General features: G+C 52.4%; 11 protein-coding genes. 5 read left to right on the top strand and 6 right to left on the bottom strand.

What is annotated here, in order from left to right; all coding sequences use genetic code 11:
• Positions 1-7 precede the first annotated feature (7 nt).
• Complete coding sequence (locus SYN7336_RS26460; RefSeq protein WP_369791864.1) at positions 8-250, top strand: RNA-binding S4 domain-containing protein; 243 nt, start codon at positions 8-10, stop codon at positions 248-250.
• Between the two features lie 104 nt (positions 251-354).
• The gene (gene menA / locus SYN7336_RS17245) at positions 355-1,218 is read left to right on the top strand and encodes a 2-carboxy-1,4-naphthoquinone phytyltransferase (RefSeq protein ID WP_051039931.1); all 864 of its coding nucleotides are present in this window, start codon (positions 355-357) and stop codon (positions 1,216-1,218) included.
• Between the two features lies 1 nt (position 1,219).
• Here menA and SYN7336_RS28210 read toward each other — a convergent pair whose 3' ends face one another.
• The 6 genes from SYN7336_RS28210 to SYN7336_RS28200 form a co-directional block, all read right to left on the bottom strand.
• Entirely contained in the window at positions 1,220-2,410 is a 1,191-nt protein-coding gene (locus SYN7336_RS28210; RefSeq protein ID WP_017327185.1) for a glycine betaine ABC transporter substrate-binding protein, read from the bottom strand.
• 33 nt (positions 2,411-2,443) lie between these two features.
• Complete coding sequence (locus SYN7336_RS17235) at positions 2,444-3,517, bottom strand: hypothetical protein (RefSeq protein ID WP_017327184.1); 1,074 nt, start codon at positions 3,515-3,517, stop codon at positions 2,444-2,446.
• 71 nt (positions 3,518-3,588) lie between these two features.
• Entirely contained in the window at positions 3,589-5,760 is a 2,172-nt protein-coding gene (locus tag SYN7336_RS17230; RefSeq protein ID WP_017327183.1) for a glycosyltransferase, read from the bottom strand.
• Positions 5,761-5,844: 84 nt separating this feature from the next.
• Positions 5,845-7,695: an HlyD family efflux transporter periplasmic adaptor subunit gene (locus SYN7336_RS17225; RefSeq protein ID WP_017327182.1), complete on the bottom strand. Its 1,851-nt coding sequence runs from the start codon at positions 7,693-7,695 to the stop codon at positions 5,845-5,847.
• A gap of 246 nt (positions 7,696-7,941) precedes the next feature.
• Positions 7,942-8,553: a PPC domain-containing protein gene (locus SYN7336_RS28205; protein WP_017327181.1), complete on the bottom strand. Its 612-nt coding sequence runs from the start codon at positions 8,551-8,553 to the stop codon at positions 7,942-7,944.
• Between the two features lie 18 nt (positions 8,554-8,571).
• Positions 8,572-10,572, bottom strand: coding sequence for a serine/threonine-protein kinase (locus SYN7336_RS28200; RefSeq protein WP_017327180.1), 2,001 nt, complete (start codon positions 10,570-10,572; stop codon positions 8,572-8,574).
• Positions 10,573-11,096: 524 nt separating this feature from the next.
• Between SYN7336_RS28200 and SYN7336_RS17210 the strand changes: the two genes are divergently transcribed.
• The 3 genes from SYN7336_RS17210 (at position 11,097) to SYN7336_RS33085 (ending at position 12,769) form a co-directional block, all read left to right on the top strand.
• Positions 11,097-11,375, top strand: a complete 279-nt coding sequence (locus tag SYN7336_RS17210; RefSeq protein ID WP_017327179.1) for a hypothetical protein — start codon at positions 11,097-11,099, stop codon at positions 11,373-11,375.
• Positions 11,376-11,572: 197 nt separating this feature from the next.
• On the top strand, positions 11,573-12,367 hold the full coding sequence (locus SYN7336_RS17205) for a sterol desaturase family protein (RefSeq protein WP_369791863.1): 795 nt from the start codon (positions 11,573-11,575) through the stop codon (positions 12,365-12,367).
• A 198-nt stretch (positions 12,368-12,565) separates the two neighbouring features.
• Positions 12,566-12,769 (top strand): lipopolysaccharide assembly protein LapA domain-containing protein, encoded by a 204-nt coding sequence (locus SYN7336_RS33085; RefSeq protein ID WP_156820203.1) that lies wholly within the window; start codon positions 12,566-12,568, stop codon positions 12,767-12,769.
• Positions 12,770-12,777 lie beyond the last annotated feature (8 nt).

Genomic DNA, 12,777 nt, shown 5'->3' with positions numbered 1-12,777 from the left:
ATTGGCCGTGGAACCCACCCCTCGATTGGAATTAGGTCAATTTCTCAAGCTGGTCGGGGCAGTGGCAACGGGCGGTCAGGCGAAGTTTGCGATTCAGCAGGGTTTCGTGCAGCTCAATGGCGTCGAAGAAACCCGCCGCCGCAAGAAACTCGCTCCTGGCGATCGGATCGCGTTCGAGCATCGCACTTGGACGATTCCTCCCGCCGGCACCCCGATCGCAGCGGATTTAGAGCCAGAATCGTCCGATTGAGTGGATAGACGGGCGATCGCTAATGGGACAATAGGGAGCCAGGTATCCCGAGCGAATTGTCCGTGACTGTCACCCCTTCCTCTCTCCGCCGCCGCAAGCTGTGGATGGCCGCGATTAAACCGCCAATGTACAGCGTGGCGATGATGCCGATTTGGCTGGGTACGGCGATCGCTCGAACTCAGGTTTTAGCCATTAATTGGGGCATTTTTGCCATCTTTTTAGCGGCGGCGATCGCCATTTTGGCCTGGCTCAATCTCAGCAATGACGTGTTTGATTCCCAAACTGGCATCGATAAAAACAAAGCCCATTCGGTGGTGAATCTGACGGGAAATGCCAAGGGGGTATTGGCGATCGCCAATCTGCTGCTGGCAGCAGGCATCTTGGGAATCGTAGCGATCGCCTGGTGGCAGCGGGATGGGACAGTATTGGGCATTGTCGCAGCCTGCTGTGCGCTGGGATATACCTACCAAGGTCCTCCCTTTCGATTGGGCTATCTGGGATTGGGGGAACCCATTTGCTGGCTCACCTTTGGCCCGATGGCGATCGCGGCGGTCTATTACAGTCAAACCCAAACTTGGTCTTGGACGAGTCTGCCTGCCGCCTGCCTGCTCGGCCTCAGCACCAGCCTGATTCTGTTTTGCTCCCACTTCCATCAGGTGGAAGATGACTTAGCTGCCGGCAAGCGATCGCCGGTCGCGCGCATGGGAACTGCTGCAGGGGCGCGGGTCGTAGCAGCGATTATCTCGGTCTTTTTTGGCAGTCTGTTCGTATTTGTCGCTCTGGGCTGGATGCCGCTATGGACGCTGTTGGCGATCGCAAGTCTGCCCCCCGCCGTGCGCCTCAGTCGGCTGATGCTGCGCTATCACAGCTTTCCCCGCCAGATCAGCGAGGCCAAATTTATCGCTGTAGCCTTTCATTTTTGGACTAGTTTGCTGCTGGGCTTGGGCTATTGGCTGGCAGTTCCTTAAATTAGTTTTGGCGACGAGAGCGATCGAGATAGCGTCTGGCCATGTCTCGGGCTACTGCCGGATCGGAGCCACGGGTGTGGAGTTCGAACACCACATTGATAAGATCGCGCGTTGCGATGATTGCTTCGAGACCGCGAAGTGCGTCCTCTAGTCCTGCAATTTGCTGGAGTGCTTCGCTGCGCGCGATCGGGACTGCATGGTAACTGGGGAAGAAAGGGTCTCTATCCTCAAGCACAATCAGCTCGCGCGAATTGGCAAGCTGCGGATCGGTTTCGTAGCCCACAAACACATCCGCCTCGCCGGACTCCAACATGCCGTAGCGATCGTTGATATCGCAGACTTCAGTCGCTTTGAAGCGCAACTTGTAGGTGTTGAGCAAACCGAGATAACAGTCGTGTCGGTTTAAAAATTCCGGATCTCCACTGAAAACCAACTTTGGCGAGGCCAGTGTCAGATCGCTGAGGCTTTTCACCCCCAGCTCTTTAGCCTTGTCTCTTCTCATCGCGAGGCAGTAATTTTCCGAGGCCCCCAGCGGGCGCAGCCAGCGAATGCCGTGGACTGCAGACCGCTTGTCTAACTCGTCGATCGTGTCATCGACACTGCTGCCTCGCATGTCGATTCCGTATAGCTGACAGCCGGTGCCGGTAAATTCCACGTACATGTCAATGCGGCGATAGCGGAGGTCGGCAAAGTCTTTCAGGCCGCCGTTGGGGGCGCACAGCTCGCATTGAATATCCCGAACATTGCGCTCGATCTGCTCGGCCAGCAGGTGTGAAAAAAACACATGGGAGAAATCCATCTTCGAGCCAATTAAAACGCGGGACTCGGCCCAGCGTTGCGGAGCGCTAATATCGTCACCGGCCAGAATTGGCCAGACTGCCTGCTCGGCATTGCTCACCCGCCCCGAGACATCCCCTCTGACCCGCTTCAATTCCAGGTCTAGGCGATCGCTCAATTCCCCCATCTCCAAGTGCAGCTCTTGACCGGAAAACCTTAACGTGAGCGAACGGAGTGCCTTGCTCGAAGCCAGCAATACAAATGGAAGCACCGCTAGAGCCAGTAATAGCAGCACTCGATCGGTTGCGCGCAGAAAGTCGAGCCAGGGAACGCCCAGCTCTGCCAGCAGCAAGAATATCAAGATGACTTGATAGAAGATGAAGACGATGATGAGCGAGAACTGCGCGGACTTCACGATCGACCCTGTTTGACAACGATCTGCCTTCCATTAGGGTAGGCGAATGGTGCGGCCATCCACGTACAACATTTGACCTTTCATGGGAGAGTCGATCGCCCGGACTCGCACGAGCACTCGATCCGGACGGTTGGCGACCTCTGCAGGCGCGAGGTAAGCATCGCCCCAATCTTCTACGACGACACGCGTGCCTGCCGGCAGGAGTACCGACTCTCGGCTAGATGGCTTGAGGAATCCTTCAAGGTATCCCTCGGACGAGAATGAATGCAGTATGACAGCCCGTTCTGCATCAATGCGGCCTCTGACATCGGCAAGTAGGATATTGTAGGCACCATTCCCTTTCATTCCTGCCAAGGCTTTGTTGAACTGTTCGATCAGTCTGCGATTGTTGGGATTCTTTCTCGAAGCCAGTAGATGCACGCTGATAGGCCAGGTTTTCTCAGATACCTCGATCGCAATCTGCTGCTCGGGGAAATAGTCTCGCAGGATACCCTTGCCAACATCCCTGGCTTCGGCGACAAACTGCACCTCTGGGTTCTCAATCAGTTGCTGAAACGCCTTGAAGGCACTGGGAACCATCGGGGCGTCGCTGAGGAGACGCTCGATGTCTGGATGATACTGATAGCTCTCGACACGCACTCCCCGGTAGCGATCGAGTCCTCCAGGTCGATCGACCTGTTCCACTAGTTGGGGGGTGTTCTGTGCGTTATAAAAAATGGAAAGCTCGACCTCGAGCAGCGCATCCGAGTAGTAGAACTCTCGCTCGCGGGCTGCCGTGCGATACCAAGGGAAGGTTCCCCTTATGCCTCGATTCATTCTGCTATCGGCAGCCGCGTTGTAAGCCTGCGACCAAGCCATGAATTGCAGATTGGCCTCATAGCCAGCTTCGCTTGCAGTAGAAGCGACCACTGCCGATGCTATCCCCCAATCGGGAAGCTGTTTGCCACTGTAGGGAGCCCAGTCTCCGGTTGCAAAGATCGCGGGCTGCAGTGGCAGATCGGGCTGGCTGCGCAGGTATAGCAGAATTAAGAACGTCAGGGCGATCGGAATGGCAAGTGCTGCGGTCAGCGCCGCAGACCGCCCACCTGCTTGGAGTTTCTCCACCATGCCGACTACACCTCCGTTCGGTCAATGGACAGACTCGATCGCCATTCAGAAGCAGCAAGATTGCCAAATCGCTAACGGGTCTCTGCCAGCGAGTACAGGCGAAAAATCGATCTAAAAAATGCCCAACTCGTGACGTGCTCCGGGATTTTGCAGTCCGTCCAAGGTTCGGGATCGCAGTAGAGCAGTTCGATCGCCTGGCGCAATTGAGTTTCAGAAAGATGGACAAACTCTAGACCCAGCCGATATTGCTGTTTTTCTGCTTCAAACGATCGCCACCTTATTTTGGCTTGAATCGGGGCGATCGCACTAAAGGGGCCAGCAATAGTTGGAAACGTCAGAGTGACGCGATCGGGAATTGCATCGAGCGATCGCTCGCTAGAGACCGTCACCGCTGCCCCCGCTTCCGATAGATTGACGGTCAGCCCAGAAATAGTAAAGCGATCGCAGTCGAGCTTGCAGTCGAGGGCTTTGTCAAATCGAGGATAACTGCGCTGAGGCACATCAATAGCAGCCAAAATACAGATCTGCAAGAGAGCTAGGCTGTAGATGGACCAGACAATATTGACAGCAACACTCTCGTAGCTCCCAGAACTCCAGACTAAGTTGACAATGCGATAGAGAATGCCCCCAGCGTACAAACCCATCAAGCACAAAAGAGGACCGATGAGCCCCCAATTTGGACGAATTTTATTGGAAGCAACCCCTTTCGGAGTTACCTTAAACCCTTTTCCAAATGGCTGTACTAATGTATTCAAGACTGTGAGTGCCATTGGAACGCAGATGAGGGTTTCGTACACATCTGCCCAAAACACCGATCGCCGTCCGTCTGTCAGCCAGCCAAAAATCAGAATATTGCCCAAGTAGAATGGCAGGTAAAAGTAAGCGATATCCACCACGGTTGCCCGAATGGGCACTAGTCCAAACAGTAAAAATGTTAGCGGCATAACCAAAAAAATTAGTCTCGGGATGCACAAAAACCAATACAAAACTCCCCAAGCATGAGTCATTCTCTGCCATAGAGTCAGTCCTGGCAGAGTAAACATATTGGTATCGCAGAACAAGGCTTGAATGGTACCCCGCCCCCAGCGCAACCGCTGATTGATATAGGCACTGATATTTTCAGGCGACATCCCGGCAGAAATCGCTTCATTCAAATATTTTGTTTGATAGCCGAGAGATTGCAATTTAACTGAGGTAAAAAAGTCTTCTGCAATACTTTCCGTCGGAATGCCTCCAATCCGATCTAAGGCACTTCGTCGAATTACAAAAGAGGTGCCGCAGCAAACCAGTGAGTTAGTGGCATCTCGACTGGGCTGAATATAGCGAAAAAAGAGCGATTGCTCGTTGTTTAATACCCCCTGCAGTCCTAAATCCTCTGTAATGGGATCGTCATTATAAAAATGCTGGGGAGTCTGCAATAAAGCAACATCTCGGTCGGCAAAAAAGCCCACTGTACGGTTGAGGAAATTTTGTTTGGGCACAAAGTCAGCATCGAAGATGACGATTAATTCGCCATCCACATATTGCAAAGCATGATTGACATTGCCCGCTTTGGCATGGCGATTGTCGGGGCGATCGAGGTAGTAGCACTTTAAGTCGTAGGCCAATTGGCGAATATGAGGGCGACGTAAATCGTCCAATAAATAAATTCGCTTGCGCGGATAATCGAGCGCCTGACACCCCATGATGGTGCGGCGCAGCAATTCAGGAGGTTCGTTATAAGTGGGGATGAGGATATCGACCCACGGCCGATATTTGCCCGATCGCACCAGAAGTTCGCCCCGGTCTGCTTCGCTCGTGCGATCGACCCTAGGGAGAGTTTGTAGGAAAAAAATAATCGTGTTGAGAAAGGTGACCAGCTCCATAAAAAAGAGCAGCAAGCTCAGGCCGCCCGTCAGCGGATCGGACAAGTTGAGCGATTGCGTCCCCCGCCACAAGATATATCGCACCCCCAGAAAAATCATCACGCTGGCCACGATCGCCCGCGAGCATACAGTCTCCGGTTTAACCGTTAGCAGTTTGAAGCTACAAATCGACGCCACCGATACAATTGTGGGCAACAACAGCCCCTGCCACGTCACCTCCTGCGGGACAAATAGCTGTTGAATGGTTTGCCAGAAGAGAAATGCATTGGCAGCAAGATCCGGCCCACTCACTCGAACGAGAATAAAGGCCAATAGAAACGCTGCAGCGAGTAATAGAGAAGCTTTATCCAACCAGGGCAGCCAGCGGGTTCGTGACATAGAAGTGACTTCTCAGGAGTGAATGCAAGCGGGCGATCGAGCGCGGACGAAGACAGCAGGATCGGTCTTGGATTGAGACAAGGTCTAACGGGTTGAGCTCGGCGAGCGAGGGAATCTGACTTCAGCACTTCGCCCGATCGCACAAAATTCAGCCGCCTCGAAATTGGGATCGGAGTCAATATTGACTCGTACTGACACTTGTCTGCGCGTAAGCCCTTCGGGCGGAATCGCAACATCTTGACCGGTTTCGACTCGACCGACCCCCGAGCGAATTCCCTGCACTGCTCCTGCAAGGGACTCCCTGCGGAGATTGCCGAGGAAGCGAACTGTAGCCTGCGCCCCCACAAAGAGGTGCTCGGCATCTCGCTCCGAGACAAATGCTTCTACCCAAACGTTATTGCAATTGGCAATATGGGCGATCGGATCGCCAGTCGCAACCACAGTTCCGAAGGTATCCGGTTGATAATCGATCGACCAGATCGCCCCATCGCTGGGGCTCAGAATCGTAGCAGACCTTTGCAGTTGCAGTTGTTCTGCGATCGTATTTAATTCACTTTGCTTCTGCTCGATTTGAGACGCCAAGCTCTGCCGCTCTAGCTCCAAATCGGCAATTTCACTCTGCACCTCGCGACGGCGAATCTCTGCAAAGCTGAGGGTGCGGGAACCATTCAGTTGCAATCCCCTCTCGCTCGCTGTGGCCTCTAACCTGGCTTGGGCCAGTTGAGCTCTGCGGCTGCGGACCAAGGTTTGGGTTTGGTCTTTTTCTGCCACAGCGCGATCCACATCTTGCTGCGAGACAGCCCCTTCTTCAGCCAAGCGCAACACTCGCGCTGCTTCCATCTCAGCCAGTTCGGCAGCTTGAATCGACTCTTGCAATTCCCACTGCACTCGCTCGACCAACTGCTGCTGAAAGGCACTCTGTAGCGATTGCTGGGCTGCAGCCTCTTGCTCGAATTGCTGCAAAGATATCCTTCGATCCACTAGCTGTGCCTGCAGCCGTTCCTGCTGCAAAGTTAAATTCTCCAGCTCCGAGCTGAGATTTTGCTGGGCGATCTGCAGTTCCGAATTGCGCGGGTTGAAAATATTACCGAGTGGCGTCCCTGCTTGAATTTGTTGACCGGGGCTGATGTTCTGCAGGCGAAGTTCTCCGGCGATCGGAGCTCGCACGGGAATAATGCGACCATTCACAAAGGCTTTGTGGCTGGTGATGGTTTGAGACCGCTGCCACAACCAGGAACCTAGCGTTGCAATGATGCCAATCCCAATGACAAGCCGAACGGATTTAAACAGAGCTTGTCTCGAAAGCGTGGGTTTAGAGCTCGATCCCAACCGTTTGGCCACTTGAGATACCGTTGCCTGCAACCCAGACACCTGTGGCAGCGTTTTCTTTGGCAGCGGTGCAAGTTCTGTCGAGTCGCTCGCTGGTTTTCGAGTCGTTGCGGCGATCGGTTTGTGAAGTGTCGAGGCGATTGGCTCCTGAGAAGATATACGCTCTACAGCCGGAGGAGTCGAGTCTTGCGACTTCTGGGGCATTGAATCTAAAACAGCAGTTCGGCTCTGGCCCCCAAATGCAACAACCGTTGCCGGTACAACCGATACTGACTCCACCTCCACCTCTATTTCTCCTAGGCGGATCGTGCTGCCCTGATGGAGAACGACCTCGTTAGTGGCAACTCCTCGGCCGTCAACCCGGACGGGATTATTGGGCTTGAGATTGCGCAGGTAGAAAGAGCAATGGGCCGGGTTGAAGACAATTTCAATGTGCAAGCGCGAAACCGTGCGATCGCTTTCGGTCAAAGATGGCAGAACGACATCGCATTGGGCCGGGTCTCGCCCGACGCGAATGGTCCAGGGCGCTTTCGTCGATCCAAAAATATCGACAGTTTGAGTTTTGCGCTGGCCTGCTTCGGTCCAAGCTAACGTAATTCCGTCCATAAATCTTTCAGCCAAGCAAGAGGACGTGAAATGACTATCACTGGTTGCTTTTGAGCCTAAAAAACAGTGAGAATACGATTGACAATATCAGTATTGCAGACATGGTTGATGTAACCGGAGACGCAAATATTCTGCGCGTAGTGGAAACTGGCTTCTCTCCACCCTTTGACCGATGTCATCAATAGCGTCAGAACGGCCAGAATCTTGCCTTCAATCTTTATCGGTAGTTGTTTTGCCTGAAGGGATTTACGGGACCTTACTGGGGTCTTCAACCTCTAGCACCGCGATCGCGTAGCGGCCTCGATCCTGGGGGGTGGCGCTGGTGACAACAACGGTGTAAGTGCCAGTCTCGGGTAAGGGCAAGAGGATGCGGGCATCTCCTCTGACCGGATCGAAACCGCTGTTATCGTCTTCAGCCACGATCTCGCCGTCGGGACCGATGAGCTTGAGATAGGGATCGAGTTGCATTCTGCGATCGCTACTGCCAATTAGGTTGAGCATGACGAACTCGCCCGCATCGCCACTGAATTGATAGGTGTCTTGGTAGAAACCATCGTTCAACTGATTGGGATTGCCCAGGATTCCGGGTCGATGGCTGTTTGGAGTCAAGACTACTGGTGTGGCGATTGGGGGAGGTAACTGACTCGGCGATGTCGTTAAAGGTCTCGGAGCGGGGGCAACAAAGCGATTCGGCTGCGCAGCAGGTGCAGCAGGCTCCGGTGCAGGGGCGAGAAACTCTTCCAGTTGCTGGATTTCTTCCTGCTGAGCTAGAGCACTTGGAACTGAGCACAGAGCTGACAGACCCAACACCAGAGATAGCATCCCGAATTGGCGCGAGTAGCTCGGACACACGAACATCGCAATCTCCCCATACTGCTAAAATTGCTGCGCGACAGCAACCCGATCGGTGACTGAACTGACGCGATCGACCACTGGTATTCGATCGAGCAATTCGTCAAGGGTTAGGTCGCCATTTTTGTATGATATCCACAAACTCGTGTCAACCCTGCCCTGCAGATCGTTCTCTGCCGGGTAAATAATCAAACGGTCAAATTCAGTATACTTGGACCTCAGGGCTGCCATCATGGCGATCGCCACCCGCCGGATACCTTCTTCGCTGGCAAGCTTGGCATCGGAGGAGTCATCGTATTGAAGCAAGAGCCCCTCCGATCGGATTTCAATTTGAGGGCTGAGGGCAGCCAGCGTCGGACTGCTATTGGCTAGATGGGTTTCCAGTAGATTGCTCTGCCACTTCCAACTGTCGAGGCGAGCCTCATCAGACAGGGGCGAGTCCGAGTCGATTTGGGCAACGGTGGTGATCGCGGCTTCCAGATCGGTGGGAGATAGGGTGCGGGCGCGAGCTAATAAATCGCGATCGCGTTCCAACTGCTGCTGTGAGAGCAGTGCTTGGCGGTAACTCTCGATCTGGGTGACTGCCCTGCTGTGGAGAGGAGACTCTGGCGGAATTTCCCGCGCTTTCTGAATGGCATCCTCTAGATTGACTTCGGCAAGCTGGCGCGACTCTAGCAAGATTTCGCGATCGCGGGACACGATTGGCAGTTGCCCGATATAGCGAACGGCGAACCAGCTTGCCCCAACGGCCAAGAGGATTGCAGTGAAGCTGGCGATCGCGATACTGGCCTTCACTTCGCTTTTGTCCAGCAGCGATCGCAGGCGATCGGTCGAGGTAGCGTAAGCATTACGAACAGAGCGGACGGCTGCAGGGGCACGATCTTTGGATTGGTGCCAAATAGCTAGACTGGTTTGACGGGCAAAGCCAACAGCGGCCCGCAGTGGAGCCAATTTCTGTTGCGCTGGAAAAGACTGGGGGTAAGGCGGGGTCGGGATAGCTTCGATCGAACCGAGCTCCATCGGTTCGTCTCGCTCGGATGCCATTAAGGTCAGTGGGTTGTTCTCTACAGTGGCGGAGTCGCTGTCTGCGGTGCGATCGGGGGTGGCCAGTGGCTGAGGGGGGGGTTGGCGATCGGCAACGAGGGCTTGCAAGCGCTCGGGACAAGTATCCAGATTGTCGGGGTATAGCGATTCGAGTTTGGCAATCTCTTGCAAGATTTCTGCTGCTGATTGATGGCGCTGCCCGAAGTGATAGCGAACCATCTTACCGAGTAATTCCTTGAATTCGCTCTCGATCGCGGCCCGCTCTTGCCAAATAATCTCGCCTGAGGTGGAGTCTTCGTGGAGCTCCTTGGGATGGATACCGGTTAGCGCCTGAATGGCGACCATACCGAGGGCATAAAAATCGCTGCTCAATTTCGGCCTGCCGTAAGATTGTTCGCAGGGCATATAGCCCGGTGTGCCGAGAGTGGTTGTTTGCGGCGTTAGGTTGGTCGAGGTAGTGAACTGAGTTCTAACCTGCTTGACCGAGCCAAAATCAATTAAAACAATTTTATGATCGCTGTCCCTCAAAATAAGGTTATCGGGCTTGATGTCGAGGTGAATCACGTTGTAGGAGTGGACAAACTCCAAGATTTCTAAAGTTTGCTTGAGGATATAAAGAACTTCAGGCTCGGACAGAATAGTTCCACTACCCAGCATTCGCCTGAGCGTCTTGCCCGGAATAAATTCTTGAACGATGTAAAAATTTTCGCGATCGTCATCAGTAAAATAGGCTAGGAGCTCGGGGATTTGATTGTGGGTCTTGCCGAGTTGTCGTAGGGTTTTAGCTTCGTTGAAGAAAAACTTGCGGGCGTTTTCGACATATTGGGGATCGTTGCTGAGAATTTTAAGCTGCTTGACAACACAAATGGGAGAGTCGGGTAGGTGAGTATCTCGGGCGAGAAAGGTGACGGAAAACCCGCCTCCGCTCAACATGTCTGTAATTAAGTACCGACTCTGCAGTCGTTGACCAATCTCAGTCATAATGTCGCTTGGCAGATATTGTTCGGGAACAGCGAGGTTTAGCGTTCCGTATTTCTGAGAATACCCCTTTACGATAAACTATCTGCCGCAACGTTGGGGAGATGGGAGAGTGCCTGAGAGTTCGAGATCGAGTGCCGCCAGAGCCGAAGGAGAAGATAGATCCCAAAACAATGTACATCCACGCACCTGGGGGCAGGCGCGGGCGCCAGATCGATAATTCCACTGAAGAATTTGTCGATGCAACGCGAATGGGACTGCCTTAGAGCTTGGCGAGAAGATTCAATCTCCAAAAATCACAATAGTTATAGCGAGTTCGATTTTTCTCCGATCTGGCGGATTGAGCTATATTTTATGCCTTGAATAAGGTTATTTCCAAAAATTAGCTGCTATTATTAGATAGAAGGCGTTATCTCATCGCTTAAGTGCGCTAACCTACCCCGTACTTAGATTCCCAACCGTTCGCTCGATCGCTTTCTTTATTGGCATTAAAACTTTAAAATATAATAAAGAAAAGGCAAAATCTGATGAGCTGCCCCATTCCCTACGAGCAACGGCAGGTGCAAGTGCCTTTAGAGGTAACTCGAGAAGTTGCGGAGCTGTTGACAGACCTGGGATTGTCATTGCGGTTTCGACCGGATGGATTCCTGACTGCTGTTATTCGCTTCGGGCTGCAGGGCTCACTCGATCGCCTTGCAATCACTCATGCCGAGCTGCGGTTTTCCAATAATCGGCCAGACAAGGTGCAGTGGTTAGAGATGTGTTGGCGTCTACCGATCCATTCTCACCCTCGATTGCAAAATTAACCGGTTTTACCCTCATCCAGCGGGAATAACCTTTCAGTTTTGGATGACTTGAATTTCCATAACCTTTTTATGACGCCACTCGAGCCTCACTCGCATGGTTGAATAGTAGATGTAAGGCTACAGCAGCAATCTGCCAAGAAATTGAAGTTGGTTGCTACTCCCTCAAAACGAAATGGAAAATTGGGAATAGCAAGGATATGAAAATGATAGAACATTCATTTGGGTTTTACGGTATCGCTTTTTTTGGAATTATTCTGCTACGCTACTTCCTGGCGGCGGGGGGGACGTATTTGTTCTTTTATTCGCCATTCAGTCAAGCTTTTATCAATTGCAATCGACAGCATCGGGTTCCCTCCTGGCAATCGATTCAGCGCGATATTAAACTCTCGGTTCTCTCGGCAGGCGTGTTTGCGTTGGCAGCGGCGATCGTTATGTCAGGATACAGTTGGGGTATTACTCGCTTATACAGCCACTCTCAACAGTACGGGCTTTGGTATTTAGGCGTTAGTTATGGTTCCGTATTGCTTCTCCAGGATGCCTATTTCTATTTTACCCATCGCTTGTTTCACCATCCCTCACTTTTTTCCTGGTTGCATCGAGGGCATCACAGATCGCGCTATCCAACCCCGTGGACCTCATTTGCCTTCGACCCACTAGAGGCGATCGTTCAGTCCCTCTTTTTTATCGGCATCGTCTTTATCGTCCCACTCCATTTCATCACGTTTATTGCAGCCCTCACCACTATGACAGTCTGGGCAGTGTTAAATCATCTCGGGATCGATCGATTGCCTCTGTCGTTTCCCCACCATTGGCTGGGTAAGTGGTTCATCGGACCTGCCCATCATTCCGTCCATCATCTCAAGTACAATGTGCATTACGGTCTGTATTTCACATTCTGGGACAAACTTCTCGGCACTCAGGATTCTAACTATGAGAAGAAGCTTGATGGATGTCAGTTGAGTCATCAATACACCGACCTGAAAAAAGAGTAGCCATTTTTCTATGCTGAGTATAGGAGTAGGAGATTCTCAATCCTTATGGGAACCGCCTCAATAGTCGAACAGGAAAAGGTAAAAGGCACGCAGAAGCTATAGGCGAGCTGGCATTCCAGGTGAAACTTCTTACCCCTTCACCGATCGAGCTGTGACTTGGGATTATTTCGATTTTTAGCCACCACGGAGGTAAAGATTATGTCCTGGTTTTTATTTTCTGCTCTAGCGCTCACATTGATGTCTTTAGTCTTTGCGTGGCAGAATTCTAGCCCTGTAGCTGTCAATTTATTCTGGGCTTGGAAATTTGAGGCATCACTAGCTTTGCTTTTACTGCTAACCTTTGGTCTGGGCCTATCAGTTGGAATCATGTTCTCAATACTTCAGTTCTCGGGTGGAGTCTAACCATTGGG

This window comes from Synechococcus sp. PCC 7336 (assembly GCF_000332275.1).
In the GTDB taxonomy this organism is placed as follows: domain Bacteria; phylum Cyanobacteriota; class Cyanobacteriia; order Thermostichales; family PCC-7336; genus PCC-7336.
The sequence above is the reverse complement of the archived record's forward strand: the minus strand, read 5'-3'. Positions and strand labels throughout refer to the sequence as shown.